The following is a 25,369-nucleotide window of genomic DNA, read 5'->3' as shown; positions in this document are numbered from 1 at the left end:
CCACTGTGATAACAGCATGATTTCTGACGAGAAAATCGCGTCCCTTTTGAACCGTTTTGCCTATCTTGAGGCCAAGATGAATGATGGCGCGAGCGGTGATGAGATGGTCAAAGCCGCGCGCGAATATGCGGAATTGCGACCCGTCGCGGAAGAAGCGCAGGCCTATCGCAATATGCAGATCGCGCTGGATGAGGCGCGGGACATGTTGACCGACCCCGACATGGCGGAACTGGCGCGAGAGGAAATCGCGGAGCTCGAAGCCGGTCTGGAGGCGCGCACCGCTGACCTGCAAATCGCGTTGCTTCCGAAAGATGCGGCTGACACCCGACCCGCGATTGTTGAGATCCGTGCCGGGACCGGTGGGGACGAGGCCGCGCTTTTCGCCGGCGATTTGATGCGCATGTATCAACGCTACGCCGAAGGGCGGGGATGGCGGTTCGATATTGTTGAAGAGAGCCTGACGGAGCTGGGCGGCATACGGGACTTGGTCGCGAGCGTTCAGGGTGACGGCGTCTTTGCGCGCTTGAAGTTTGAGTCCGGTGTTCACCGGGTCCAAAGGGTTCCCACAACCGAGAGCGGCGGGCGTATTCATACGTCGGCTGCGACAGTCGCGGTTTTGCCCGAGGCTGAGGAAGTCGATATTGAAATCCGCACCGAAGATATTCGGATCGATACGATGCGGGCCAGCGGGGCAGGTGGCCAGCACGTGAACACCACAGACAGTGCCGTGCGGATCACCCATATTCCGACGGGCATTGTCGTGACATCGTCGGAAAAGTCTCAACATACGAACCGTGCAAAGGCGATGCAGGTCCTGCGCACCCGGTTGTTCGACATGCAACGGGCAGAAGCGGATGCAGAGCGTGCGGCGGATCGCAAGGGTCAGGTCGGATCGGGCGACCGTTCAGAACGCATCCGCACCTATAATTTCCCACAAGGTCGGGTCACGGACCATCGCGTCAACCTGACACTCTATAAGCTCGACCAAGTTGTTGGTGGCGATCTGGATGAGATTATTGACGCTCTGCTCACAGCGGATCAGGCCGAACGGCTCGCCGCGATGGAGAGCGAGGCGTGACAATCGAGGAATTGGTGCGCGAAGGCAGCCAGACCTTGCGCAACGCCGGGATCACCTCCGCAGACACAGACGCACGTCGTTTGCTGCAAGGATTGGTCGCGCATTCCTTCGCAATCGTGCGCAGGGACGATGCCATTGATATTGCTGACCAGTATCGCGCACGGATCGAGGATCGCGCCCAGCATCGACCCGTTTCGCATATCCTGGGTACGCGCGCTTTTTGGAAGCACGACTTCAGTGTCACATCCGACGTGTTGGATCCACGGCCCGAGACTGAGCTATTGGTTGCACTGGCGCTCGATGGGCTGCAGCCCGAGCGCGTTTTGGACTTAGGCACCGGAAGCGGCGCGATTTTGTTGAGCCTGCTGGCAGAGTGGGGGGCGAAGACGCACGGTATGGGAACGGATATTTCGACAGCTGCCCTGAACGTCGCCCGGCGGAATGCAGAACAGCTCGGCATCGTGGGCGTCGACTTCATACAGTCTGATTGGTTCGATCGCGTGGTTGGGTTGTTCGATCTTATCGTTTCAAACCCGCCCTATATTGCAGAGAGCGAGATGAAAGATCTATCCCGCACCGTGCGCGATTGGGAACCACACCTCGCCCTGACGCCGGGCGGGGACGGGCTGGAGCCCTATCGGCAAATCGCTGCAAATATCAGGCAGCACGCAACACCGAATGCGCGCATTTTGCTGGAGATCGGGCCGACGCAAGCCGATCCGGTAAGCCGTTATTTCGCGCAAATGGGGTCCGTCAGCGTCCACAAGGACCTAGATGGGCGTGACCGCGTCGTTGAAATCCGTATGTAGCATGGAATTTCGGGCAAAAGGCTTGAACTTCCCTGCAAAAGCACGATACTTAAAACCATCCTGAGAGCGGTGATATGTCCCGCTCCCTATTCAGGACCTCGCATCGTTCAGCGTAATCCGCAGGAGTTCACCGGGCCGTAGCCCGTACTATGCAGGAAAAACGACCAAGCCTCACGGGCTGTCTTCGTGAGGGCTTCGGCAGAAATCGGATAGCATGAGACAACCCAACAAGAACCGGTCGCGGAACAAGAACAACCGCTCGAAGAACAACATGGGCAACGTGGTCAACCGCGTGTTTGACAGTGCCGGACCGGAAGGCAAGGTGCGCGGAACACCAAGCCAGATTATCGAGAAATATCAAAGCCTCGCACGAGACGCCCAGCTCTCTGGGGACCGTGTCGCGGCGGAGAACTTTACCCAGCACTCAGAGCATTACACCCGCATGTTGGCCGAAGCTCAGCGCCAGCAGGAAGCGGCAAATGCCAAGCGGGAGGCTGAGCAGGCCGAACGCAATCGCCAGCAGCAGGAGCAGCGCGAGGCACAGGCCGAGCAGCAGCGCCAGAATGGTGGTGGCGACGCAGCGGATGACGCACCCAAGGCAGAGACGGTCGAACAGCAACCTGGTGAAGCGGCAGAGCTTGTCGAAACGCCCGAGGATCGCCCGGCAAAGCCGCGCCGTTCCCGCAGAAACTCACGCAAGGATACTGTTGCGTCTGAAGATGCGCCGGTGGCCGCCGCAGAACAGCCCGCAGAGCCGACAGCCGAGGCAGCTGGTTGATCTGAGTGATCAGGATTTGCGCTGGTCGGCCACGATGCGGGCCAGCGCACAGAACTGCTCAAGGCCGATTTCTTCGGCGCGCTGGGTCGGCTTGATCCCGGCCAAGATCAGAGCCTCTTCAATTTCTGGCAGAAGCCCCTTCAGGCTGGCCCGCAGCATCTTGCGCCGTTGATTGAAGGCTCTGGCCACCACGTCCGACAGAATGCGTGCATCCGCCTCGTATCGCGGAACATCAAGCCGGGCGACCTGCACCACGGCAGATGACACTTTTGGCGGTGGCGTAAACGCCTGTGGCGGTAGGTGCAGGGCAATGCGCACATCACATCGCCATTGCGCAAGGATCGAAAGCCGCCCGTAGGCCTTACTGCCCGGCTGAGCAACGATGCGTTCGGCAACCTCTCGCTGGAACATCAATGTCAGGCTCTGCCAATCGGGCGGCCAACTGGCTGGGGTAAGCCAACGCAGTAGAAGCTCTGTGCCAACATTGTAAGGCAGGTTTGCCACAACCTTATAGGGAGCGGTCAGATGCGGGCGCAGATCCACAGCGAGCGCATCGCCTTCTATCACGTGCAATCGACCTGGCGCGCTTTCGGAGATTTCTTCGAGGACGGGCAGGCAGCGTGCGTCACGTTCTACCGCCACAACCTTGCGCGCGCCCTCTGCCAACAGGGCGCGGGTTAACCCGCCAGGGCCCGGACCGACTTCGAGAATGTCATAGCTCGAAAGATCACCAGCCTGCCGTGCGATCTTGGCCGTAAGGTTGAGGTCGAGCAGAAAGTTCTGACCCAGTTGTTTCTTCGCGCTCAGGCCATGTTTCGCAATGACTTCTCGCAAGGGGGGCAGGGCATCGATGCTCATACCGCGGACCTACGATCGGCCAGGTCACCGGCCATCCTGATGGCGGCAAAAAGGCTTTCGGGATCAGCGATGCCACGGCCCGCGATGTCAAACGCCGTTCCATGGTCGGGGGAGGTGCGGACGAAGGGCAGCCCCAGCGTCACATTCACCCCATCTGAAAAGCTGAGCGTCTTGAGCGGGACCAGCGCCTGATCGTGATACATACAGACAGCCACGTCATATTGTGCCCGCGCGGCGGGGTGAAACATCGTGTCTGCGGGCAGGGGGCCTGTAACCTGCAGACCCTCGGCATCCAACTCAACCAAAGCGGGTTTGATGAGCTCTATCTCTTCCTGCCCCATCGCACCGCCTTCGCCTGCATGGGGGTTGAGACCCGCAACCGCGATGCGCGGCGCGGCGATCCCGAAATCACGCTTCAAACCTGCATCCGTGACGCGGATCGTTTCTTTCAACAAATCCGCAGTCAGCGCGGTTGGCACGTCTGCAAGGGCAATGTGGATGGTCACCGGCACGACTTTAAGCGCTGTTCCTGCCAACATCATCACGGGGCGGGCCGCGCCGGATTGATGGGCCAGAAACTCTGTATGGCCGGGGTGCGAAAAGGCCGCGCCGTCCTGCAAGACCTTCTTTGAGATCGGCGCGGTCACAAGGGCGGAGGCAGCACCGCTCATAGCCAGATCAATGCCTTGGGCAATCCAATCAAGTGTTGCCGGCGCGTTGGCGAGGTTCGGGGTGCCCGGCGTGACAGGTTCGGGCAGACCTTTGCCGAGGACGGGAACGCCATGCTCCCACGCCTTTGCGCCGTCTGCAAATTCCGCCACCTCTACAACAGGAACGTCGAAGCGCCGTAACACGTCCGGCGCCCCAAGGCAGGTGAACGGGCCAACCCCGGCTTTCCAGGCCGCGGCAATCAGCTCCGGCCCGACGCCCGCAGGCTCACCCATCGTCAGGGCAGGGATCATCGCGTTTCGATCACCGCATCACGCAGCAGATCCTGCATATAGCCGTCCGCGAAGGAGGAAATGCGATCGTTGAACAGTTGTTCCTGAACGGCGCGGCGCTCATCCTCACCCAATTCCACGTCGCGCGCACAGGTCACGAAGAGGTTCAGAGTATCACCCACACGGATCGGCTGGCTGACCTCGCCGACCTGTGACCCGGCCAAGGCCGAGAACAGGGACACGTCCACGCTGGACAACGGCACCGGCCCGAAACGTCCGCTGCCTTCTGCAAACTGCCCGGCGCGTTCTTCAATATCACCGCAAGAACTGATGCCACGCCGTGCCGCACTTGCCGTTGCACGGGCAGAGTTCGTATCACCGCCGATAATCGGGAAAATCGCGCGCGCATAGGTGATGGTGACCTGCGCGCCACCGCTCGCCGCGATCTGACGCTCATCCACCACTTTCAGCAAGGACACACCCCGCGTGATCGGGATTGGACGGGTCACACCACCGGCGTCAATCAGGTCCACCTCTGCACGCATGGTCGGCGGCAGGTTTTCAACGGCCACCCAACCAATGTCACCGCCGGCATTACGGCTTTGCGAGCGGCTGTACTCACGCGCCGCTGCGGCAAAGTCGCCCCCGGTGCGCAATTGCTCGTAAAGCTGTTGGATCAGCCGCAGCGTCGCGGGCTCACCGCGCTGCGCAAAGGGGATAGCGATCTCGGACAGGCGAACTTCCCGCCCGGCACCCGCTGCATCAATCACAAGGGCTTCTTCCACATCACGATCTGTGGGCAGGGCGCGGGAGGTAAAACGCTGCTGCACGGCCTGGCGCCACATCGTCTGCGCGGCCACCTGATCGAGAATGGTCTGCGGATCAATTCCGGCACCACCCAGTGCTGAGAGAAGCCCTTGCGCTGTCGTGCCGCGCTGTTGAGCGAATTGTTCAAAAGCGGCATTCAACTGCTCATCGCTCAGCGTGATGCCACGGCGACGGCCTTCCTGCATCATGATGGCCTCTTCGGTGAGGTCCTGAAATACCCGCTCGTCCAGCGCATTGGGCGAGGTGCCGGTTGCACTGTAAAGCGCGCGACGCTGCTGCAGATCGTAATAGGTGATGACGTCCTCGTTGACGATGATCGCCGGTGCGAACGGCGTCGTCTGGGCGACAGCAGTTGAACAAACCGCAGAAAATGCAACGGCAATTGCAATCAGTAAGCGCATGATTTCATTTAACTCCCAGGCGTTTCGGCGCAGCGTTCACGATGCCGCTCAGCAGCTCGTCCCGAGCCGACGCCAACCAATTCGATATTCAGGCCAAACGACGTTTCGCCAGTGATATTAGCGGATTGCGCAAAGTTGCGCGACACGGAAAACCCAACACGAATGCACTCATTTTCCCATCTCAATCGACCCGAGGCTGACACAAATTCGTCCACTTCCATATCGCGACGGAAATCAATTTCACCGCGCCAGTTCTCGTCGAAATTATAGCCTGCGGCGGCGATCAACTGTGCGCGGGCGGGGTCCGTGGCGGTCCGCTCTAGCTGAGCATAGGTTACATCCACATTCAGATCGCCGTGGGTGTAGCCGACATCCAGTTCGGTCTGCTCGATGTTGAACTCATCAGATGCGAGAACACTCCCGGATACGGAAAGTCCGCTTGGCGTATCTACACCGAAGCTGACGACGTAATCGGAATCTTCACCCCCCAAAGGGGTATTCGCGGCAAAGCCCGAATTGCTGTCCGAACGGAAAACGCGCCCCAAGGTTCCAGAAAGCAGCATCCCAGTGCGCGTACGGGATTCGTAACGCAGGCCGACATTTGCGTAAGTTCCCGATTCAAAGCGGTCCGCGCCGGCGAAGCGGTTTGTGCTGAAGAGGCTCGTCTCATCGAACTCGACAAGGCTGCTATCCTCGTTCGCTATGCGCGACAGATCAGCGGTATCATCTCCCCGAACAAGCTGCACAATCGGCTCGATAATATGGGAGCCCTCTCCGCGCAGAATGAAGGGATATCGCAACTCGATCCCTGCAAGGCTGCGCAATCGCGCCTGATCGTCGGACCCGAACACTGGATCGTCCTGCGTGACGTAGTAATCCGCGTTGGCCTCAGCAAAGGCGCGCAAAACCAGACCGGGACCAGTGATATAGGTTCGATCAACTTGTCCCCCGACTGTCACTCGCGTCACATCGCGCCCGTTCTGGCGGGAATAGCTCAGGATGGAGCCACTCAGCTCGGCCTGCATGTCGCCCATGGTGAACCGCCGACGGTAATCTGCATCCGGCAAGATATACGGCACAGTGCTTTGCGCCTCAGTCGCGCGCAAAGTCTGGAAATAGACGGTCTCAGCCTCCCAGAAATGATCCTCTTCATAGTAGGAGAGGCCAAAATTGGACTCGATGCGATCCGGCGAGGAATAGCCGTAATCTGCCAGGAACCGATCATCGGAGATCTGTGTGAATGCAAACGAGGCCCGAACACGGTTGGCGAAAGTCCAATTGCCGCGCGCTGTGGAGAATCCGCGCCAATCTGACAGGTCATCTGATGGCCGGACACTACCGTTGAGCTCCAAATATCCTTGAGTAAATGCTTGACGATACTGAGCCTCGAATAGAATTCCATCGCCAGTCGTAAGGAACGGCGTAATCGTCGTATCACGATCTGGCGCAAGGGCAACGAAGTATGGTAATTTGACACCCGTTCCATAGACTGACGACGACGTGAATAGTGGTGTTAACAGGCCGGTAGTTCGCTCGACTCCGGCATCTGGATGGCTGAAATAGGGCAGATACAGAACAGGCACGCCAAAAACATCTAGCTTCACATTCTCGTAATGCAGCCGTTGCTCCTCGGCATCGCGAACTGCGCGTGTGGCGCGCAGCTGCCAAATCGGGGTTTCACCCGTGTCGCAAATTGAACAGGACGAGGCGACGACGCGGTTCAGGACGGTGTAGCGTTCACCCACGCGTTGCGCTGTTCCAGCGGCCAGCTGCAATTCGCCGTCAATCAACGACCGTGCGCCCGAAATCACACCGGCCTGCAGGCTCGCATCCAATTCCGCGAAATCTGCAACAAGGACCGTGTCGTCGGCTCCGTCAATCAGGCGCAACGGGCCCGGAATGCTCAGTGTGCCGTCAGTCGAATTGTAGACAAGAACGTCGGTTTGAAGCGTCGTGGTGCCTTGTGTGATTGTAACATCGCCCTCGGCCCGAAGATCGCCGGTCGTAGCATCCACGTACATTCTGTCTGCAAGAACGCCTACCGGCGCCGCATTCTGCGCGTGTACTGGGGCTGCAAGTGCAATCGATGCTGCGACCACGATAGGGGCCAGACGGGGCATATCAACCATCCTCAAGATGAAGCAGAAGCGCGATTGCAAGCATCAACGCAGCAACGGGGGGGACCCAGGCGGCGAGGACAACCGGAACCGTTCCGGCCGCCCCCAAGGCTTGCGTGAAATCGGAGAGAAAAAACAGCCCAAATCCGGCCAGAACACACAAAAGGACGCGCCGTCCGGTGGATCCAAAGCGAACATGCCGCATCGCAAAGCCTGCCGCGAGCAGCACCATCGCCGCGAACATAACGGGCCGGGCGAGTTCAGTTTGCTGATAGAGGCGGTGACGGACAGAGGAAAACCCCGATGCTTCCATTCGTTCAATGAAGTCGGGAAGATACCAAAAGCCGAGCGTTTCGGGTGGGGCGAACCCCTCAAGAATCCGCGCTGCGGTCAGATCTGTCGGGATCTGGATTTCGTCGATGAGACCGGGACTGGTCGTAAGTGAGCCGCCATCCCGCTCAAAGGTCCAGACTGCAACGGCACTGAACTCCCAATAGTTCGAGCGCAAGATGCCGCTTTCTGCGGTCATACGTCGTGTTTGGTTCCCGTCTGCGTCGAATTGGTAGATGTCGACGGTCGACAGGCTTTGCCCATCAGCCGAAGATTCCTGCGCGTTGATCACCGTTTGAATGCCGCGCACGGACTGGCGCAGCCAGAGCCCATCCTCAGAAATTGACAGTTGGCTTTCCTGCCCTCGCAAGTAACGGCTCTCCAACGTCTCGTAGCGGGCGAGCGCGGCTGACGCGATGGGGTTCCAGACCCCGAAGGCAAGGGCCCCCAGCACCATCGCCATCGCTGTCGGCCACAGGAGCAGCCGCCAAACTGATACTCCGGCAGCGCGCGTCACGACCAGCTCCGAACTGCGCGCAAGTCTGAGAAACGCAGTCAGCGAGCCGAGCAAAACCACGAATGGCAGCGTTTTTGTAAGGATCGAGGGGACATGCAACGCAAGCATCAGGACGACCGGAACGTCATCGCGGGATGCCGCAGAGCTGCGCCTTGTAAGTTCGAGAAAATCACCCAAGACCACCAGCGCCGTGGCCGCGAGTAACGCCAACCCGAGACCGGCGAGATGGCGCCGCAAAAGGTATTGGTTCATCGTCCCGATCATGCAGGGACGCCCTTGGGTTTGCGTGCGCGAACATTTCCACCGAGGACAATGAGAGACCCTAAAATTGTCACCAATGGCGGCACATACATGAGTGGTGCGAGGTCACTCGCTTCCCGCGCCATGCTGGCAAGAGGTACACCGGTGAGCCGCACAACGATGGCTAAGCCGATTGCCATCGAAATTCTTCGCCCAAAACCGCCTCTCTGATACGTACCGAACAGTATGCAGGCCGCACCAAGAAGCGGGAGAGCCAGCGCGTATAAGGGGGAAGACAGCTGCTCATGTCCTTCGGCATAGAGCGATCTTGCCCGCGGCGGAAAACGGTCCCACCACAGTTCAGACTCCTCAAATATTTGAAAGATCGTAAATTCTTTCTCGTCTGGCACCCGCTCTTCGACCTGTTCCTGTGCCAGATCGATGTTGTAGCCGGCCCGGTCGAAATCGAGAAGGCTCAACTCCCGACTGTTGAGATCGAGGGTCTGGACGTTGCCATCATAGAGGACCAGCTGCGTGCCCATCGCATCGTTCACAAGTTGCGCCCGCTCCGCGATGTAGGTGCGTTTGGCGAGAGGATCCCGGGTGTCGTGGATGAAAACGCCAGCCATTTCGCCGGCTGCTGTCGATTGTTCGATAAAGACGGTCAGACCCGTTGCTGGAAAATTAAACCGGCCTTCCTGCAACACGGAATTGGCGACCTCAGCCTGCATACTGGCCGTCCGGTCGCTCAATTGCCGTTCAGCACGAGGGGCGAGATAGGTTGTCAGAACGAGTGTGGCGATTGCCGCAAACAGCCCGAGCACGATGATTGGACGCGCCAGTGCGATGCGGCTTTTGCCGACAGACATCATCACGACAAGCTCAGATTCTGTGTAGAGGCGGTTCACGGCGACGATCGTCGCGGCGAATGCGGCGATTGGAAGCACAATGCTCAAAACGCCCGGTAAGAGCAGCGCGGACAGTTCCAGAAAGACACCGGCCGCCTGCGCATTGCTGACCACAACCTCCACAATCCGCAGCGACTGGGTCAGCCAGATAACGCCAGCAAAGATAAGGGCAAAAAATCCGAATGGGCCAAGTGCTTGCGTCAGAACATATCGGTCGAGCAAACGCATGTAGGCGGGGTCCTAGATCTGGGCCGGGGCGGTCTGTCTGACTACCGCGTCACACCGCTAAGGGTCAAGCAAACACCCCCGGCCTTGTCATTCGGTCGACCCGCCCGCTAGACCTGTGGGAAACCGTTTGGACCCATTGGAGCTTTCGATGACGACACCTCTCAACATCACTTTTGCCGAAGCTGACATTGATGCCCTGGCCACGGCTGAGGGGCGCGTCGTGGTCACGATGGGAACAGATGGCACGTTGTCACCGATGGCGCGACGGGCAAACAAGTTGTCAAAAGGCGCATTGGTCAGGCTGAGTGAGACGAAACGTTGGGAAGATCTGGCGGCATCGGGCGCTGTCACACTGGAATATCCAGTGGGCTTTGCGGCAGAGGCGTTGATCGTCGTCAAGCTCGACACCCGTGCTGGCGCGGAAGCGGCACGTAAGGCCGGTGCGGCTGTCGCGACGCGGATGGGCAAGGGCGATGTTACGCTCGGGTTGGGCGCACTGCGCAACGCGGCGGATTTTACCTATGGGCTTGCCCTACGAGCCTATGCCTTCGTTGATCACAAGACCGATGATACGCCGACACCTGCACGGATAACGGCGCTCGTCACAAAGCCGGAAGAGGTCTCTGCCCAGGCGGGACCGATGGCCGCGGTCGCTGAGGGTGTCTTCTTCACGCGGGATCTGATCAACGAACCCTCCAACGTTCTGACCACCGACGATTTTGCCGCGCGGCTTGCCGCGATGGGAGAGCTCGGTCTCGATGTCGAAATTCTTGAGGAGGATGACCTGGAAAAGCTCGGCATGCGCACCCTCCTTGCCGTCGGCATGGGGTCGGATATGCCGTCCAAGGTTGTTGTCATGAAATGGAATGGCGGTGGTGATGAGGCACCGTTGGCGCTCGTCGGAAAGGGCGTCACCTTTGACACGGGCGGCATCAGTCTGAAACCCGCCGGCGGCATGGAAGACATGACAATGGACATGGGCGGTGCCGGAACGGTCGCCGGCGTCATGCGTGCATTGGCGTTGCGCGGCGCGAAGGCCAATGTCGTGGGCCTCGTCGGACTGGTTGAGAATATGCCATCCGCCCGCGCACAACGCCCCGGTGATGTGGTCAAGTCGATGAAGGGTGACACCGTTGAAGTGATCAATACCGATGCCGAGGGCCGCCTCGTCCTGTGCGATGTGCTCTGGTATGCGCAGGAGCGGTTCGAGCCGTCCGGCATCATTGACCTCGCCACCCTGACCGGTGCCGTCATCATAGCGCTGGGACATGAGAATACCGGCGTTTTCTCGAACAATGACACCTTCGTAGACGACTTCCTGATGGCAGCGAAAGCAGAGGGTGAAGGGGCTTGGAGGCTTCCGCTTGGCCCTGCTTACGATAAAAAGCTCAAAAGCCGCGTGGCCGATATGAAGAATGTCGGCGGACGCGATGCAGGCTCGATCACGGCGGCGCAATTCCTTCAGCGCTTCATCAAGAAAGACATGCCGTGGATCCACCTGGACATCGCAGGAACAGCCTCGGTCAAGGCGGCGACGACCTATGCGCCAGCAGGTGCAACCGGCTGGGGCGTTCGTGCGCTCGACCGGTTAGTGCGCGACAATTTCGAGGTGGAGTGAGGGCCGGGTGGATATCCTGTTCTACAGATTGACCAGTTCCTCGTTGGAAGCGACCGTCACCACATTTGCGGAGCGGACGCTTCAGCGCGGGGGCCGGATGATCGTGCGCGGGACGGGCGCGGCGCGCCTTGACCAGCTCGATGCGCATCTGTGGGCCTATCGTGATGACAGCTTTCTGCCACATGGGCGTGACGGCACGCATGATGCTGAGCAGCCCGTCCTTCTGACGACCAAAGCGGGGCGTCCCAATGCGGCGGGCACGGTGCTGCTCGTCGACGGTGCGCGGTTTGAGGCCGACGGGATCGACGAGCTCGACCGGTTGGCCCTGATCTTCGATGGTCACGATGCAGAGGCCACGCAGGCCGCACGGGAAGATTGGAAGAAGGTCACCGAAACGGGTCAAACCGCTGTCTTCTGGGCCGAGGAAGATGGTCGCTGGGTCGAAAAGGCCCGCTCTGGCTGATCAGCGTTCGAGCACCATGATCGACCCGTTCAGTGAAACGCTGTCGAAACGGTCAAGATACTCAAGACCCAAAAGCGAGGTGTGCACCTCACCGCCATTCACCACGGCGGGCAGGTTCTGATCGACGACATCGCCAATTCGGATTTCGCCCAACCTGACGCTTGCCAGGCGCACCTCACCATTCGCAGTTCGCGCACGGCCCGAAAAATCGAGCCTGTCCATCGGAATGCCGATCCGCTCTGCATCTTGTTGGCTCAGCACGATGGAGCTGGCACCGGTATCAACAATGAAGTCGACCGGAACGCCATTCACCAGCGCATCCGCGTGATAGTGCCCGTCGAAGCGGCGCCGGATTTCGATCTTGCCCGTTCCGATGCTGACGGTCTGCGCTGGCAGTACAGCATCCTCGATCGTTTCGCGGTACGTATAACCGACGACCAGCACGCCAAAGATCAAGGCCCAGCCCAAAACACCCTTCAACATCTTTCCAAGGCGCCCGCGATAGACACCAAACATCGACCCGGCCAGTGCGATCAGGATGATGGACAGATAGATGAGGCTGGCGACTTCAGAGTCAGCCATGGGTCAGCTCCCGGCGATGCCATAGGCGGTCAGACCATCCAAGATAAACTGGACCGAGAGTGCTGCAAGGAGCACACCGAGAATTCGCGTGATCAGGTTGATACCAACTGCGCCCAACAGTCGCTCCAGCACACCCGACATCATGAAGAGGATCAGCGCGATCAGCAGAACAGTCGCCATCACGCCAAGAACCACCATTTGTGACGCGAAATCGCCCTCCAACTCTCCCATCAGCAAGACGATCGTGGCCATCGCACCAGGTCCGCCCAGCAAGGGCAGGGCGAGGGGGAAGACGGACGGATCACGGCTTGGTTCGGGCTCATCCGCCTGTTTTTCGCGTCGCGCCGTGCGTCGCTCAAACAACATTTCAACCGCAATCAGGAACAGCAACGCTCCGCCTGAAATACGAAAGGCGGGCATACCGATGCCAACCGCGTTCAACAGTGCCTCTCCCAGAAAGGCAAAAAGACACAGGATCACAAACGCGATGACCACCGCACGCACCGCGATCTTGGTCCGCTCTGTCCGGCTCAACCCCGGCGTCAATGCGACGAAAATCGGGGTCAGGCCGATGGGATCAATGATGACGAAAAGCGTGACAAAGGCACTGATGGCAATTTCGGTCATCCGGCCTTCTCCAACTTGTCTTGCAGGTCCATCCAGATTTCTTCCGCCCGCTCAAGTCCCTTCATGACCTCGGCACGCTTTTTCTGAAGCATCTCCTGCCGCTCTGTATCACCCCGTTCGTAGAGGCGCGGATCAGCCAAACCTTCATCGATCTTGTCGCGCATCTCCTCAAGCTTCGCGATGCGGGCCTCTGCCTTGACGAGTTCGGCTTTGATCGGGGCGGTTGCATTGCGGGGGGCGGGCTTCGGTTTGGCCTTTGGCTTCTCGTCTTTGTCCTTTGCAGGCTTGCCGCCCCGCTCTGACAGCAGCAATCGACGATATGCCTCCATATCCCCGTCATAGGGCGTTACCGCGCCGTCTTTGACCAGCCAGAGGCGATCCGCAACGCTCTCCACCAGATGGGGATCATGGCTGACGAGGATCACAGCGCCTTCATACTCCGTCAGCGCCATGACCAACGCCTCGCGGCTTTCAATGTCGAGGTGGTTGGTCGGCTCATCGAGGATCATCAGATGCGGCGCTTCCAACGTGGCCAGCATCATCGCCAAACGCGCCTTTTGCCCACCGGACAGGCGCGCAACCTCTACATCCGCGATCTCAACCCCGATCCCCGCGGCCGCGAGGCGGGCGCGCAGTTTTGCGGGCGTTTCCTCTGACCGTTCACGCCGCAGGTGGTCGAGCGGTGTCTCGTCAGGGTATAGCTCATCCAACTGGTGTTGGGCAAAGTAACCGATGCGCAGCTTGGACGGTGTCGTCAGCTTGCCCTCCATCGCCGCCAAACGCCCAGCAATCAGCTTCGAAAGCGTCGACTTGCCCTGACCATTCGCCCCCAAAAGAGCGATCCGGTCATCTTGATCAATCCGCAGGTCGAGGCTGCGCAGCACCGGTTTGCCGTCATATCCAACCTGACCATCGCGGATCGACACGATAGGGGGTGACAGCTCCTCGGGTGAGGGGAAGTTGAAGCCCGCGACGCTGCTTTCCACCACACCGGCAATGGGCTGCATCCGCTCCAGCATTTTCACGCGGCTTTGCGCCTGCTTAGCTTTCGAAGCTTTCGCCTTGAAGCGATCGACAAAGCTTTGCAGATGCGCGCGTTGTGCATCCTGCTTTTTCTTCGCGCTGATCTGTTGCTCCAACTGGACGCGGCGCATCTTGTCGAATTGATCGTAATTGCCCTGATAGTAGGTGAGCTTTTGAGCATCGAGGTGCAGGATTCCACCCACCGACCGGTTCAACAGGCCCCGGTCATGCGAAATCACCAGAGCCGTGTGCGGATAGCGCGTCAGGAAGGTCTCCAGCCAGACTGTGCCCTCCAGATCAAGGTAGTTTGTCGGCTCGTCGAGCAACAGAACGTCAGGCTGACTGAACAGAACAGCCGCCAGTGCAACACGCATACGCCACCCGCCGGAAAAGTCTGCACAGGGGCGCCGTTGGGCAACCTTGTCGAAGCCCAGACCGTTGAGGATCGCACTTGCCCGCGCTTCGGCCGAATGCGCCTCAATGTCCGCAAGGCGGGTTTGAATCTCGGCAATGCGCATTCCGTCCGTTGCGGTCTCCGCCTCTGCCAGCAATGCTGTGCGTTCCACATCCGCTTCCAGCACGGTGTCGATCAGGCTCATATCAGAGGCTGGCGCCTCCTGCGCGACACCCCCGATCCGGGCCCCGCGCGGAATTTCAATGCTTCCGCCGTCCAGCGTCCACTCCCCCCGGATCAGGCGAAAAAGTGTGGTCTTGCCGGTGCCGTTACGCCCAACCACACCAACCTTGTGGCCTGCCGGAATGGTTGCCGAGGCCGCATCAAACAGGCGTCGGCCTTCCAAAACAAAAGTGATATCGCTGATCTTAAGCATAGGCCTGCCATACAGCCCGGTTTGCAAAAGCGAAAGGGGCCTTTATCCGGGCGAACCTGCGTGTTAGAGCGCCGCCAATTTCAAACCCGAACCCAAGGAGCCCACAATGGCTGTCCAGCGTACGTTCTCCATCATCAAACCCGATGCAACCAACCGCAACCTGACCGGCGCGATCAACGCGAAGTTCGAGGAAGCGGGCCTGCGCATCGTCGCGCAAAAGCGCATCCACCTGACCAAAGCACAAGCAGGCGTCTTCTACGCCGTGCACGCAGAGCGTCCTTTCTATGACGAGCTGTGTGAGTTCATGGCGTCCGCCCCGATCGTCGTGCAGGTCCTGGAAGGCGAAGACGCGATTGCAAAGAACCGCGAAGTGATGGGCGCAACCAACCCTGCCGAAGCCGCAGAGGGCACCATCCGCAAGGAATTCGCACTGTCCATCGGCGAGAACTCCGTTCACGGGTCCGACGCACCGGAAACCGCAGCCGTTGAAATTGCCTACTTCTTCTCCGGCCTCGAAATCGTCGGCTAAGTCTTTGATCGGCCGGGGTGTTGAAACATCCCGGCCATCTTTTTGCCCACACAAATCTTGCAACCGGTTGCAATTTACATCAATTTGAGCTAGTGATTCTGCCAGTGACCAAGGCGGCGACGTATCGCCTTCGCGCAAAGGGAGAACAGCTCAATGCAAGTAAAACCGCTGAAAATCGCGGCGATGACGCTCGCTCTGATGACACCAGCTCTCAGCGCGCAGGCGGAGCGTTATGCCTTCATCACCCATGCCGTTGACGGGGACGAATGGTGGCAAACGATGCGCAATGCTGCCGACCTTGCGGCCCAGCAGATGGGGGTTGAAGTGCAGCACTTCAATCCGACTAACGGATCGCTTGACGAGATGGCAGCTATCCTGAATGCCGTCGCGGACGGTGGGTTCGCGGGCGTTGTCACAACACTGCCAGACGCACAGAAACTTTCGGAGTCCGTTGTAGGAATTCAAGAAAATGGCTCCGATGTTATTGTCGTGAATTCCGGGACTGTCGCGCAGGCTGATGCGTTGGGGGCGGTGATGTATGTTGGGCAACCAGACTATGACGCAGCATTTGCGGCTGGTCAGCGCGCCCGTGCGGATGGCGTTGATAGCTTCCTCTGCGTGAACGATCGACCAGAGGTGCCAGCGGCGCGCGAGCGGTGTCTTGGCTTTGCCGATGGGCTTGGGCTGGATCTGGCGGGCCGGGAGCTGCGCCTGAGCGACGCCTCTGACGCTGCCTCCATCGCGCAGCGGCTTGCCGATGACGGCGAGGCGGAAGCGGTCTTCACTCTAGGCGCAACCGCAGCACAATCCGCGTTGCAAGCGCTTGCAAATATGCCTGCTGATAGAACAATCTACCACGCAACCTTTGATTTGGATGAAGTTGTGGTTCAGGCCATTCAGGATGGACGCACCGCATTTGCCATCGACCAACAGCAGTTTCTGCAAGGCTACATGCCGATCGTCGTGTTCGCGAACCTGCACCGATATGGGGTGCTTCCAGCCAACGACATCGATTCAGGACCGGGATTTGTGACCAGGGAAACGCTGGGCCTGATCGCCAGCCATGCGGGCACCCTTCGTTAACGCCGAAGGGGAGGTGCGTTCGCGCGTTGTGGGGCGCGCGGACGCACCAAAGACCAAATTCACAGCAGCGGGGAAGGCACATGCTCAAGACATTCATATTCACGGGGCTCTTGGCGGGATCATCGATGGTCACGACCTCTATCGTGGCCCAATCGCAAGATTTCCTGCTGCGCAACGTTCCTTTTGACGCCAACGTGCGGGTGAATGGCGCGGCTGCGCAAGGGGAGTATGATGAGGGGCGGTCGTGGTTCCGCTTCTCCCAAACGCTCAACGTTGGGGACGAGATCATCGTCGAGGCGCCGCTTTTCGCGGACCTGTTCCAACGTGCAGAGTTCACCCTCTCCGCCGATGACATCAACAGCCGAGGCCAGCGGCTCGATGCGCGGACCTATCTGGCAGAGGGCGTGAACCCGGCGGATTCTTACGGCGTGCCCTTTACGGACTGCGCCGAGTGTCCGCCGATGGTTATTGTCGCAGGCGGATCGCTGCCCGGTGCTCCCCTGGGGGCTGAACCAATCGCGCCTTTTGCAATCGGGCAGGGCGAGGTGACATTCGACGCATGGTCTCGCTGTGTAGCGGAGGGGGGCTGTAACCGTTATCGGCCCGCCGATGATGGGTTTGGAACGTCGGGCTTGCCCGTCATCAATGTCAGTCATGCCGACGCCGTCGCATTCACCGATTGGCTATCGTCCCTCGACCCCGCCTTCAACTACCGTTTGCCAACAGGTGAGGAGTGGGAATTCGCAGCCCGTGGCGGTACGGACACTGTCTATTGGACTGGAAACGACGTTGGTTATGGCATTGGCAATTATGATGCTTTCGCCACGCGCCCCGTCATGTCCTTCGCCGCCAATGCATATGATCTATTCGATGTCAGCGGCAATGTTTGGGAGTGGACAGCCGACTGTTGGGAGCCCGCCGCCCAAGATGGCACAGACTGCAATTGGTTCACCCAGCGCGGGGGCAGTTGGAGCATGCGCGCCGAAGCCCTGCGTGTCGAAAACCGCAGGGGCGCCCATGAGGATTGGAGGCATCCCACCGTCGGTTTCCGTGTCGTACGCACCTTCCCAATGCCATCCGGAAGCTGACATAGGGACGTTGCGGGCAGGGCCTGTCACCTGCATCGGACACCTTCCCGAACCGATGCGCGTGATCGGGTTCTGCCCGCAGCAATACGCCGCCCTTAGGCCGGGCAATGCGCCCCGGCCGCAACCCAGGCCTCCATCAATTCGACAAGAGCCTCGGCACTGCCCGGAGCAGGTTCGCGGTCAGCGCCCGGCGCCCAGCCCCAATGGACCAATTCATCCTCGGCCAGATGCTCGATAACCTCGGTCAGATCTCGACCACCCGTCATTTCAGGATTTGAGATTTGCGCGCAAATCTCTCCGACCGACCGTCCATGCCAGCCCATTTCTGTTGGGGCGAGGTGCCAGACCGGGTTTCCCGGCACGCCGGACGCCTCATAGTTCTCCGCTCCGTGGCAGGTGGTACAGACCATGCCGCCCGGCGCACCAAAGCCGCCATCCCCGCGAATGACATGCGGCTGATGCGGATGAGGATCGTTGCCCTGAAACGGCCGCTCACCAACCGGATGACAATTCGAGCAGCGCGGGTGCTGAAACACCTTCGCGGCTTCCGCGAAGATCGCCTCAGCCCGTGCCTGATCATCAGCAATTGTTGCAAAGTCAGCGGGACTGCGAAGATCATCTGCTAGCGCGGGCAGGGCAAACATGCTGAATATCAGGGCCAGACGCATCGTAGTCTCCTCTTGCTTTGACAAAAGACCTAGCGGGTTTGCTGAACAAGTCAGGCGCAAATGCCGCAGACCTTGCGGGAACGGCAGCCCATCCACGCGGGTTACCCGCTCATGTGCACTCTGGACGGCATAGATCTCTCCCAAGGAATTCTCCGACGCCGGGCTGGCCGGGGATGGAGTTACCGTGGGCCGCAAGGGCGGATCCTGGACCCAGACGTTCGGGCGCGGATCAATGCCCTGGCCATTCCGCCCGCCTATTCAGACGTCTGGATCAACCCCGACCCAGATGCTGACCTTCAAGCGATGGGCCGTGATGCGCTGGGACGCAAGCAATACATCTATCATCCTCACTGGCAGGCGCGGCAGGCGGACCGCAAATTTGCACAACTTACTGAGTTCGCCGCAGCGCTCCCGACATTGCGGTCTCAGGTCCTGGCGGATCGGCGGAGCCCGGTCATGAGCCGCCGTTGGGTTCTCGCCCTGATGGTCACAATTCTCGACCGCGCCCATATCCGCGTGGGCAGCGAGAGCTATCGCAAGCTCAATGGAACACGCGGTCTGACCACGCTGACCGGTCGCCATCTCCGCATCGAAGGCGCAAAGATGACCTTTGCCTTTCCCGGCAAATCAGGCCAAGCGCGCAAGATCGTCTTGCGGGATGCACCTCTCGCACAGGCGCTGAGCCATCTTCACGGCGGCCCACGCACGCCACTCTTTCGCTACCGGGAGGGCAGATATGTAAACCGCCTGACCGCGCAAGATCTCAACGCCTATCTGCAAAGCATCGTTGGTGAGCAGATGAGCGCGAAGACCTTCCGCACATGGGGCGGCACCGTCCTCTGCGCCGCTGCGGCACGCAAAGTCGCGCGATCAGGTCGGGTGCTCGACGCGGTTGAGGCTGTGGCCACACATCTGGGCAACACGCCAAGCGTTGCGCGCGAAAGCTATATCCATCCGCGCGTTCTGGAGCATCTGGAGCGCGACGCAAATATAGATCTGCGCACCTCACGGCCGGTATTCGGGCGCCGTACACTTAGCGTGACGGAACAGGATGTTAAGGTGCTGATTGACTAGATCAATCTATCGAGGAGCAGCTCCAAAGCGTGATCAACACTCGCGCGCCGCACAGCCTCTCGACCCAAGGGGCCGAATTCCTTGACGGAATGCACCGTACCCGTGGGGGAGGTGGTGGCAAAGTGGACAAGCCCCTCTGGCTTGCTGCCAGACGCACCGGGACCAGCAACACCCGTGATCGCGACACTCAAAACAGCATCGGATGCCTCACAGGCCCCCTCGGCCATTTGCCGTGCGACCTCTTCCGAGACGGCGCCCACAGCGTCCAACGTGTCTTGCCGGACACCAAGCATCGCAACCTTTGCCGGATAGGAGTAGGTCAGGAACCCACGGTCAAATACGTCTGACGAACCGGGCACATCTGTCAGCGCCGCTGCGACCAGACCGCCCGTGCAGCTTTCCGCCGTCGCAATCATCCAGCCCTTGGCCCGCGCGAGGCGCAGCACCTCTGCCGCGCGGCTCATAACAGCACCTGATGGCCAAGCCATGCGGTTGCAACCAGGACGATTGCAGCGAATAGCCCCGCAAACACGTCGTCGAGCATTACGCCCCAAGGGCCGCCCCTACGGTCCGCCCAACCAACCGGACCGGGCTTCCAGATGTCGAAGAGACGGAACAGAAAGAAACCACCCAGAACACCGGGCCACGGGAAAACCCATGGATCGCTTCCGGCCATAACCATCCCGATGGAGAGAGGCCAAAGTGCGATCCACTGGCCTGCGACCTCGTCAATCACCACCCAACCGGGATCATGATCCTTGGCATCGCGCGTCACTTCCTGCGTGGCCCGAACGCCGATCAGGATCGCCGCAAGAATTCCGATGGTCAGCAGAAACGGTCCTCCGAGACCGTGCAAAAGCCACGCAAAGGGCAGGGCGGCCAGACTGCCCCACGTTCCCGGCGCCTTGGGCAGAAAGCCAACTCCGCCAAAACTTGCGATCAGTCGGGCGACCATCATGACAGTACCACCGTGGCAGTCGCCTGCGCCGCGATCCCCTCCCCACGGCCCGGAAAGCCGAGCCGTTCGGACGTCGTAGCCTTCACACTGACGCGGTCCTCGGTCAGGCCACAAATCTCGGCGATGCGCGCACGCATCGCACCCGCGACAGGTCCGATCTTGGGCTGTTCGCAGATGATCGTGCAGTCCAGATGGCTGATGGTTCCACCTCTGGCCGCGACACGCTCCACCGCTTTTTCCAGAAAGATATGAGACGCCGCACCTTTCCATTGCATATCGGAGGGCGGAAACCACTGCCCGATATCCCCCTCGGCCAAAGCACCAAAAATCGCGTCCGTGATGGCATGCATCGCCACATCGGCATCCGAGTGCCCCGACAAGGCGCGATCATGAGGAATGTCTATTCCGCAGAGGGTTACATGATCACCCTCAACCAATCTGTGCACATCAAAGCCGTTCCCGACCCGTATATCCATAGGGCTCTCCCGTTCGGCACGCGCCATGTCGGCGGCCGTCGTAATCTTGAAATTTCGCTCGTCGCCGGGCACCGCGACAACCTCCAGCCCGGCAGCCCGCGCCACAGCCACATCGTCGGCCACATCTCCCGTTTGTGCGCGATGGGCGTGCAGAATGGCGTCATAGCGGAACGCTTGTGGCGTTTGAGCGCGCAGCAAGCCGTCGCGCGGATGGCTGGTGTCGAGCCGATCCTCGCCGTGCCAAAGGGCATCAACAACCGGCAGAACCGGACAGGCACCGTCATGGTCGCTTAAAGCCTGCTTTAGCGAAGTGATGATGTCCGCGGAAAGGAACGGCCGGGCGGCATCGTGGATCAGAACAATATCAGGCGCACTTTCGGCCAAAGCCTCCAACCCCGCCCGGACACTTTCCGCGCGCGTGGCGCCGCCGGGCACCGGATTTGGCACGTTGAGCCCGGCGAGCGCCTGTTCCGCCTCAGACGCGAAGTCAGGGTTGATCACGACCCGCAGATCATCCACGTGGTCGAGCAGTGAGAGAACCGTTCTGCGCAAAACGGGCTGACCGCCTAAAAGCCTGTATTGCTTGGGCAATCCAGCCCCCATCCGCATCCCGGACCCGGCAGCAACGATAAGGGCGGCGGTGCGCATTTTGGGTCCTTTCATGGCGGTTTTGCGCAAGATGGGCCAAGTCATCGGCGGGGGCAAGGAATTGCGTGTGCCTGAAAAATGCGCTAAGCGATATTCTTGCACAGGAAACAGGCACATGACCCTCACTGTTGGCTCCATTTCCCTGAACTCGAACGTCCTTCTGGCCCCGCTTGCGGGCATCACCGACCTGCCGTTCCGGCGTCTGGTGTCCCGGTTTGGTGCGGGACTTGTGGTCAGTGAGATGGTGGCCAGTCAGGAGATGGTCCAAAACCGACCATCGACCCGCGCGAAGGCAGAAGTGCATGGCGATCTGGGCAATGCGAGCGTCCAGATTGCAGGGCGTGAGGCCTACTGGATGGCTGAATGTGCCAAGCTGGTCGTGGATCGCGGCGCCCGCATTGTCGACATCAATATGGGATGTCCTGCAAAACAAGTGACAAACGGGGCGTCCGGCTCTGCCTTGATGCGCGACCCGGATCACGCATTGTCGTTGATCGAAGCGGTGGTTAAGGCCGTTGACGTGCCCGTTACTTTGAAGACGCGTCTGGGTTGGAATGACGATCTGCTCAATGCGCCCGAAATTGCGCGGCGGGCACGCGATGCGGGCGTTCAGATGGTCACGATTCATGGGCGAACGCGCTGCCAATTCTATAAGGGTCGCGCCGATTGGGCAGCGATCCGTGACGTTGTTGAGGCCGTTCCAGATATCCCCGTGATTGCCAATGGTGACATTTTGGGCACTGCGGACGCGAAGACGGCTCTGGAGCAATCTGGCGCAGCTGGGGTGATGATCGGGCGGGGTGCTCAGGGCCGACCCTGGCTGATTTCCGAGGTCGCACAGGGCATACACAACGCGTGCACAGAGCGTGCACAGAGCGTGCACCAAAATTTCAATCACGAGGCGCTGTGTGATCTGGTGTTGGAGCACTATGACGCGATGCTCAGCTTCTATGGGACTGAGCACGGGTTGAAATGTGCGCGGAAACATCTGGGGTGGTATCTCGACCAATTGCCGGCACCATCGCCGCTGCGGCGTGCCATTCTGACGGCACCGTCGCCCGAGGCCGCGAGACCGCTGTTGCGGGAGGCTTTTTCGATGACACATGAGGATCAGGCCGCATGAGCGTGGATTATGAGGCGATCTGGAATGCCAATCCTTATCCGGCAATCATGCTGGACGCGGAAGATCGGATCCAATCGGTCAACATTTCGGCGGAGATTTTCGCCGGTCTGTCCGATCGCCAATTGCGTGGAAAGCCGATCACCCAGTTTTCCGGCGCGGGGTCGGCCGTGTTGGACATGGTCCAGCAGGCGCGCCGAAACAGTGTGAGTTATGCACAGCATGACATCGAGTTGGTCTGGGCGGATCATCCGCCGCGTGTGGCCAGTGTGCAGGCCGCGCCGGTGGGCGATGACGGTTTGATCTTGCTGCAACTGCAACCCCGCTCGATTGCCGAGAAGATGGATCGTTCGCTGTCAGCACGGGCGGCTGCGCGTTCGGTGACCGGGATGGCCGCGATGCTGGCCCATGAGATCAAGAATCCGCTTGCTGGCATTTCGGGCGCGGCACAATTGCTGGAGATGAGCGCCACGCGCGACGATGCCGAATTGACGGTGCTGATCCGGGAAGAGGCAGAGCGCATTGGCAAGCTGTTGGAGCGGGTGGAGCAGTTCGGCGATTTGCGCCCCGTCGCGCGCGATCCGGTCAACATCCACGACATTCTCAACCGCGCAAAGCTGAGCGCGGAATCGGGTTTCGGTAAGGCCGTGCGATTTGTCGAAGATTACGACCCCTCCTTGCCGTCGACTCCGGGCGATGCCGATCAGCTGATGCAGGTCATGCTGAACCTGATCAAGAATGCGGCCGAAGCAGCACCGAAGATGGGTGCGATGATCACGCTGCGCACCGCCTATCGCTCTGGCGTGTCGTTGAGTCTCCCCGGGGGGCGGCGCGAGAGCCTGCCGCTGGAAATCTCGATCATCGACAATGGTCATGGCGTTCCCGACGATTTGAAGGCCGATCTGTTTGAACCCTTTGTCAGCACCAAGGCTGCCGGATCCGGGCTGGGGCTGGCGCTGGTTTCAAAGATCGTCAGTCAGCATGGCGGTGTCGTCGAATGTGAAAGTGAACCGGGCTGGACGGCGTTTCGCGTCCTGTTGCCTGTCTGGAAGGAGCCACGCTGATGGACGGAACGATCCTGATTGCCGACGATGACCGCGCCATTCGGACCGTGTTGAGCCAGGCCCTGACGCGCGCTGGCTGCCGGGTGCGGGCCACCGGCTCTGTCAACACGCTGTGGCGCTGGGTTGAAGAGGGCGATGGCGACGTCGTGGTCACGGACGTGATGATGCCCGACGGTGACGGTCTGGACCTGTTACCGGCGATCCGGCGCAAACGGCCCGATTTGCCAGTTATCGTCATGAGCGCTCAGAATACGGTGATGACGGCCATTCGCGCGGCTGAGGCAGGGGCGTACGAGTATCTGCCCAAACCCTTCGACCTGAAAGAGGTTCTGGAGCAGGTCCGCAAGGGGCTGGGCCAACGTGACCGTGCACCGACCTCTTCAAACACGTCGGAGCCAGAGACCGTCTCGACCGAGAACCTGCCACTGATCGGACGCAGCCCGGCGATGCAGGACGTGTATCGCATCATGGCACGCCTGATGAATACGACCTTGAGCGTCATGATCAATGGTGAGAGCGGAACGGGCAAAGAGTTGGTCGCACGCGCCTTGCACAATTTCGGCACGCGGAAGGACAAGCCCTTTGTCGCACTCAATATGGCGGCCATTCCGAGAGAGTTGATTGAGAGTGAGCTTTTCGGACATGAGAAGGGCGCCTTCACCGGGGCCACAGAGCGCACGACGGGCCGTTTTGAGGCGGCGGCGGGCGGTACGCTGTTTCTGGATGAGATCGGGGATATGCCTGCGGATGCGCAGACCCGCCTGTTGCGTGTGTTGCAAGAGGGCGAGTTTACGCGGATCGGCGGGCGGGAGAATATTCCGGCTGACGTGCGCATCATTGCGGCAACCCACCAGGATCTGCGCGCCCTGATCAATGAGGGCCGGTTTCGTGAGGATCTGTTCTATCGCCTGAATGTCGTGCCAGTACGTCTGCCGCCGCTGCGCGAGCGCCTTGAGGATATCCCGGATCTGGCGCGGGCCTTTCTGGGGCGGGCTGAGGCTGAGGGCCTGCCGCGCAAGAGCATCTCTACCGACGCGATTGACGTGCTCAAGCAGGAACAGTGGACCGGCAATGTCCGCGAGTTGGAGAACCTGATGCGGCGCCTCGCAGCCCTGTGCCCGGATGACGTGATCGGCGCGCGTGAAGTGCGTGAGGAGCTGGCCGCGCGGCCAAGCTCTGCTGCCACGCGCAGCGGCGGGATGGATGGTGAGCGTCTGGGCGAGGCGATCGAGAACCATTTGCGGCGCTATTTTGACCTGCATGGCGGGGAATTGCCGCCAGCGGGCCTCTATGACCGCATTCTTCGAGAGGTTGAGATGCCGCTGATCGCGCTGAGCCTCGCTGCCACGCGCGGCAATCAGGTGAAGACCGCACAATTGCTCGGGATCAACCGCAACACGCTGCGCAAGAAGATACAGGAACTTGACATCCCCGTCACACGGGGAAAGAAATTGATGTAGAATTGCAACAGGGAGCCGTCAGGCC

At 60.1% G+C, this 25,369-nt stretch carries 25 protein-coding genes; 12 read left to right on the top strand and 13 right to left on the bottom strand.

Features of this window, described 5'->3' with window-relative positions:
• The first annotated feature begins 16 nt into the window (after nt 1-16).
• The 3 genes from prfA (at nt 17) to POI8812_RS08380 (ending at nt 2,665) form a co-directional block, all read left to right on the top strand.
• The gene (gene prfA, locus POI8812_RS08390) at nt 17-1,078 is read left to right on the top strand and encodes a peptide chain release factor 1 (RefSeq protein WP_108782102.1); all 1,062 of its coding nucleotides are present in this window, start codon (nt 17-19) and stop codon (nt 1,076-1,078) included.
• On the top strand, nt 1,075-1,887 hold the full coding sequence (prmC, locus tag POI8812_RS08385) for a peptide chain release factor N(5)-glutamine methyltransferase (RefSeq protein WP_108782101.1): 813 nt from the start codon (nt 1,075-1,077) through the stop codon (nt 1,885-1,887). The genes prfA and prmC overlap by 4 nt, the downstream gene beginning before the upstream one ends.
• Nucleotides 1,888-2,101: 214 nt before the next feature.
• Nucleotides 2,102-2,665, top strand: a complete 564-nt coding sequence (locus tag POI8812_RS08380; RefSeq protein WP_108782100.1) for a DUF4167 domain-containing protein — start codon at nt 2,102-2,104, stop codon at nt 2,663-2,665.
• 9 nt (nt 2,666-2,674) lie between these two features.
• Here the strand turns inward: POI8812_RS08380 and rsmA are convergent, their stop codons facing one another.
• The 6 genes from rsmA to lptF are packed head-to-tail and all read right to left on the bottom strand — an operon-like array spanning nt 2,675 to nt 10,033.
• Complete coding sequence (gene rsmA / locus POI8812_RS08375; RefSeq protein ID WP_108782099.1) at nt 2,675-3,523, bottom strand: 16S rRNA (adenine(1518)-N(6)/adenine(1519)-N(6))-dimethyltransferase RsmA; 849 nt, start codon at nt 3,521-3,523, stop codon at nt 2,675-2,677.
• The gene (gene pdxA, locus POI8812_RS08370; RefSeq protein WP_108782098.1) at nt 3,520-4,485 is read right to left on the bottom strand and encodes a 4-hydroxythreonine-4-phosphate dehydrogenase PdxA; all 966 of its coding nucleotides are present in this window, start codon (nt 4,483-4,485) and stop codon (nt 3,520-3,522) included. Before pdxA ends, rsmA begins: the two co-directional genes overlap by 4 nt.
• Nucleotides 4,482-5,693: a peptidylprolyl isomerase gene (locus POI8812_RS08365; protein ID WP_108782097.1), complete on the bottom strand. Its 1,212-nt coding sequence runs from the start codon at nt 5,691-5,693 to the stop codon at nt 4,482-4,484. Before POI8812_RS08365 ends, pdxA begins: the two co-directional genes overlap by 4 nt.
• Nucleotides 5,694-5,701: 8 nt before the next feature.
• Nucleotides 5,702-7,813 (bottom strand): LPS-assembly protein LptD, encoded by a 2,112-nt coding sequence (locus POI8812_RS08360; RefSeq protein WP_162844958.1) that lies wholly within the window; start codon nt 7,811-7,813, stop codon nt 5,702-5,704.
• Nucleotide 7,814: 1 nt separating this feature from the next.
• Complete coding sequence (lptG, locus tag POI8812_RS08355) at nt 7,815-8,921, bottom strand: LPS export ABC transporter permease LptG (RefSeq protein WP_108782095.1); 1,107 nt, start codon at nt 8,919-8,921, stop codon at nt 7,815-7,817.
• Complete coding sequence (gene lptF, locus POI8812_RS08350) at nt 8,918-10,033, bottom strand: LPS export ABC transporter permease LptF (protein ID WP_108782094.1); 1,116 nt, start codon at nt 10,031-10,033, stop codon at nt 8,918-8,920. The genes lptG and lptF overlap by 4 nt, the downstream gene beginning before the upstream one ends.
• A 148-nt stretch (nt 10,034-10,181) precedes the next feature.
• On the opposite strand from lptF, the gene POI8812_RS08345 reads away from it, so the two are divergent.
• Both POI8812_RS08345 and POI8812_RS08340 read left to right on the top strand, forming a co-directional pair.
• Nucleotides 10,182-11,651, top strand: coding sequence for a leucyl aminopeptidase (locus POI8812_RS08345; protein ID WP_108782093.1), 1,470 nt, complete (start codon nt 10,182-10,184; stop codon nt 11,649-11,651).
• Between the two features lie 7 nt (nt 11,652-11,658).
• Nucleotides 11,659-12,114, top strand: a complete 456-nt coding sequence (locus POI8812_RS08340; RefSeq protein WP_108782092.1) for a DNA polymerase III subunit chi — start codon at nt 11,659-11,661, stop codon at nt 12,112-12,114.
• Here the strand turns inward: POI8812_RS08340 and POI8812_RS08335 are convergent, their stop codons facing one another.
• From POI8812_RS08335 to POI8812_RS08325, 3 genes are read right to left on the bottom strand one after another with little or no spacing between them, the layout of a single operon-like run.
• Nucleotides 12,115-12,696: a retropepsin-like aspartic protease family protein gene (locus POI8812_RS08335; protein WP_108782091.1), complete on the bottom strand. Its 582-nt coding sequence runs from the start codon at nt 12,694-12,696 to the stop codon at nt 12,115-12,117.
• Nucleotides 12,697-12,699: 3 nt separating this feature from the next.
• On the bottom strand, nt 12,700-13,323 hold the full coding sequence (locus POI8812_RS08330; protein ID WP_108782090.1) for a MarC family protein: 624 nt from the start codon (nt 13,321-13,323) through the stop codon (nt 12,700-12,702).
• Nucleotides 13,320-15,176 carry an ABC-F family ATP-binding cassette domain-containing protein gene (locus tag POI8812_RS08325; protein WP_108782089.1) on the bottom strand — a complete coding sequence of 619 codons (1,857 nt, stop codon included), beginning with the start codon at nt 15,174-15,176 and terminating at the stop codon, nt 13,320-13,322. The genes POI8812_RS08330 and POI8812_RS08325 overlap by 4 nt, the downstream gene beginning before the upstream one ends.
• Before the next feature lie 106 nt (nt 15,177-15,282).
• Between POI8812_RS08325 and ndk the strand changes: the two genes are divergently transcribed.
• The 3 genes from ndk (at nt 15,283) to POI8812_RS08310 (ending at nt 17,876) form a co-directional block, all read left to right on the top strand.
• Complete coding sequence (ndk, locus tag POI8812_RS08320) at nt 15,283-15,705, top strand: nucleoside-diphosphate kinase (protein WP_108782088.1); 423 nt, start codon at nt 15,283-15,285, stop codon at nt 15,703-15,705.
• 153 nt (nt 15,706-15,858) lie between these two features.
• A complete protein-coding gene (locus tag POI8812_RS08315) occupies nt 15,859-16,788 on the top strand; it encodes a substrate-binding domain-containing protein (RefSeq protein ID WP_108782087.1) in 930 nt (309 codons plus the stop codon).
• 80 nt (nt 16,789-16,868) lie between these two features.
• Entirely contained in the window at nt 16,869-17,876 is a 1,008-nt protein-coding gene (locus POI8812_RS08310; protein ID WP_108782086.1) for a formylglycine-generating enzyme family protein, read from the top strand.
• 95 nt (nt 17,877-17,971) lie between these two features.
• On the opposite strand, the gene POI8812_RS08305 is transcribed toward POI8812_RS08310, so the two are convergent.
• Nucleotides 17,972-18,544: an Isoquinoline 1-oxidoreductase subunit gene (locus POI8812_RS08305; RefSeq protein ID WP_211310405.1), complete on the bottom strand. Its 573-nt coding sequence runs from the start codon at nt 18,542-18,544 to the stop codon at nt 17,972-17,974.
• 60 nt (nt 18,545-18,604) lie between these two features.
• Between POI8812_RS08305 and POI8812_RS08300 the strand changes: the two genes are divergently transcribed.
• Complete coding sequence (locus POI8812_RS08300; protein WP_108782085.1) at nt 18,605-19,618, top strand: DNA topoisomerase IB; 1,014 nt, start codon at nt 18,605-18,607, stop codon at nt 19,616-19,618.
• Here the strand turns inward: POI8812_RS08300 and POI8812_RS08295 are convergent.
• Genes POI8812_RS08295 through POI8812_RS08285 form a run of 3 tightly spaced genes read right to left on the bottom strand, consistent with a single transcriptional unit; the run spans nt 19,615 to nt 21,700 of the window.
• Nucleotides 19,615-20,082 carry a CinA family protein gene (locus POI8812_RS08295; RefSeq protein ID WP_108782084.1) on the bottom strand — a complete coding sequence of 156 codons (468 nt, stop codon included), beginning with the start codon at nt 20,080-20,082 and terminating at the stop codon, nt 19,615-19,617. The two genes, POI8812_RS08300 and POI8812_RS08295, sit on opposite strands and share 4 nt — an antisense overlap.
• Nucleotides 20,079-20,576: a phosphatidylglycerophosphatase A family protein gene (locus POI8812_RS08290; protein WP_108782083.1), complete on the bottom strand. Its 498-nt coding sequence runs from the start codon at nt 20,574-20,576 to the stop codon at nt 20,079-20,081. The genes POI8812_RS08295 and POI8812_RS08290 overlap by 4 nt, the downstream gene beginning before the upstream one ends.
• Complete coding sequence (locus tag POI8812_RS08285; RefSeq protein WP_108782519.1) at nt 20,573-21,700, bottom strand: bifunctional 2-C-methyl-D-erythritol 4-phosphate cytidylyltransferase/2-C-methyl-D-erythritol 2,4-cyclodiphosphate synthase; 1,128 nt, start codon at nt 21,698-21,700, stop codon at nt 20,573-20,575. Before POI8812_RS08285 ends, POI8812_RS08290 begins: the two co-directional genes overlap by 4 nt.
• 115 nt (nt 21,701-21,815) lie before the next feature.
• On the opposite strand from POI8812_RS08285, the gene dusB reads away from it, so the two are divergent.
• From dusB to ntrC, 3 genes are read left to right on the top strand one after another with little or no spacing between them, the layout of a single operon-like run.
• Nucleotides 21,816-22,823 (top strand): tRNA dihydrouridine synthase DusB, encoded by a 1,008-nt coding sequence (dusB, locus tag POI8812_RS08280; protein WP_108782082.1) that lies wholly within the window; start codon nt 21,816-21,818, stop codon nt 22,821-22,823.
• The gene (locus tag POI8812_RS08275) at nt 22,820-23,884 is read left to right on the top strand and encodes a two-component system sensor histidine kinase NtrB (RefSeq protein ID WP_108782081.1); all 1,065 of its coding nucleotides are present in this window, start codon (nt 22,820-22,822) and stop codon (nt 23,882-23,884) included. Before dusB ends, POI8812_RS08275 begins: the two co-directional genes overlap by 4 nt.
• Nucleotides 23,884-25,344, top strand: a complete 1,461-nt coding sequence (ntrC, locus tag POI8812_RS08270; RefSeq protein WP_108782080.1) for a nitrogen regulation protein NR(I) — start codon at nt 23,884-23,886, stop codon at nt 25,342-25,344. The genes POI8812_RS08275 and ntrC overlap by 1 nt, the downstream gene beginning before the upstream one ends.
• The last annotated feature ends 25 nt before the right edge of the window (nt 25,345-25,369 follow it).

Origin of the sequence: Pontivivens insulae (assembly GCF_900302495.1) — a bacterium.
Classification (GTDB): Bacteria; Pseudomonadota; Alphaproteobacteria; order Rhodobacterales; family Rhodobacteraceae; genus Pontivivens; species Pontivivens insulae.
This window is presented reverse-complemented; position numbering and strand designations above follow the sequence as displayed.

What these genes read in the sequence shown, in the direction of transcription:
- POI8812_RS08305 (WP_211310405.1), bottom strand. Translation starts at nt 18,544, where the DNA reads ATGCGTCTGGCCCTGATATTCAGCATGTTTGCCCTGCCCGCGCTAGCA.
- POI8812_RS08315 (WP_108782087.1), top strand. Translation starts at nt 15,859, where the DNA reads ATGCAAGTAAAACCGCTGAAAATCGCGGCGATGACGCTCGCTCTGATG.
- POI8812_RS08360 (WP_162844958.1), bottom strand. Translation starts at nt 7,813, where the DNA reads ATGCCCCGTCTGGCCCCTATCGTGGTCGCAGCATCGATTGCACTTGCA.
- POI8812_RS08325 (WP_108782089.1), bottom strand. Translation starts at nt 15,176, where the DNA reads ATGCTTAAGATCAGCGATATCACTTTTGTTTTGGAAGGCCGACGCCTG.
- POI8812_RS08290 (WP_108782083.1), bottom strand. Translation starts at nt 20,576, where the DNA reads ATGATGGTCGCCCGACTGATCGCAAGTTTTGGCGGAGTTGGCTTTCTG.
- POI8812_RS08275 (WP_108782081.1), top strand. Translation starts at nt 22,820, where the DNA reads ATGAGCGTGGATTATGAGGCGATCTGGAATGCCAATCCTTATCCGGCA.
- POI8812_RS08365 (WP_108782097.1), bottom strand. Translation starts at nt 5,693, where the DNA reads ATGCGCTTACTGATTGCAATTGCCGTTGCATTTTCTGCGGTTTGTTCA.
- ndk (WP_108782088.1), top strand. Translation starts at nt 15,283, where the DNA reads ATGGCTGTCCAGCGTACGTTCTCCATCATCAAACCCGATGCAACCAAC.
- dusB (WP_108782082.1), top strand. Translation starts at nt 21,816, where the DNA reads ATGACCCTCACTGTTGGCTCCATTTCCCTGAACTCGAACGTCCTTCTG.
- pdxA (WP_108782098.1), bottom strand. Translation starts at nt 4,485, where the DNA reads ATGATCCCTGCCCTGACGATGGGTGAGCCTGCGGGCGTCGGGCCGGAG.
- lptF (WP_108782094.1), bottom strand. Translation starts at nt 10,033, where the DNA reads ATGCGTTTGCTCGACCGATATGTTCTGACGCAAGCACTTGGCCCATTC.
- POI8812_RS08380 (WP_108782100.1), top strand. Translation starts at nt 2,102, where the DNA reads ATGAGACAACCCAACAAGAACCGGTCGCGGAACAAGAACAACCGCTCG.
- rsmA (WP_108782099.1), bottom strand. Translation starts at nt 3,523, where the DNA reads ATGAGCATCGATGCCCTGCCCCCCTTGCGAGAAGTCATTGCGAAACAT.
- POI8812_RS08335 (WP_108782091.1), bottom strand. Translation starts at nt 12,696, where the DNA reads ATGGCTGACTCTGAAGTCGCCAGCCTCATCTATCTGTCCATCATCCTG.
- POI8812_RS08345 (WP_108782093.1), top strand. Translation starts at nt 10,182, where the DNA reads ATGACGACACCTCTCAACATCACTTTTGCCGAAGCTGACATTGATGCC.
- POI8812_RS08300 (WP_108782085.1), top strand. Translation starts at nt 18,605, where the DNA reads ATGCCGCAGACCTTGCGGGAACGGCAGCCCATCCACGCGGGTTACCCG.
- POI8812_RS08310 (WP_108782086.1), top strand. Translation starts at nt 16,869, where the DNA reads ATGCTCAAGACATTCATATTCACGGGGCTCTTGGCGGGATCATCGATG.
- lptG (WP_108782095.1), bottom strand. Translation starts at nt 8,921, where the DNA reads ATGATCGGGACGATGAACCAATACCTTTTGCGGCGCCATCTCGCCGGT.
- ntrC (WP_108782080.1), top strand. Translation starts at nt 23,884, where the DNA reads ATGGACGGAACGATCCTGATTGCCGACGATGACCGCGCCATTCGGACC.
- POI8812_RS08285 (WP_108782519.1), bottom strand. Translation starts at nt 21,700, where the DNA reads ATGCGCACCGCCGCCCTTATCGTTGCTGCCGGGTCCGGGATGCGGATG.
- prfA (WP_108782102.1), top strand. Translation starts at nt 17, where the DNA reads ATGATTTCTGACGAGAAAATCGCGTCCCTTTTGAACCGTTTTGCCTAT.
- POI8812_RS08295 (WP_108782084.1), bottom strand. Translation starts at nt 20,082, where the DNA reads ATGAGCCGCGCGGCAGAGGTGCTGCGCCTCGCGCGGGCCAAGGGCTGG.
- POI8812_RS08330 (WP_108782090.1), bottom strand. Translation starts at nt 13,323, where the DNA reads ATGACCGAAATTGCCATCAGTGCCTTTGTCACGCTTTTCGTCATCATT.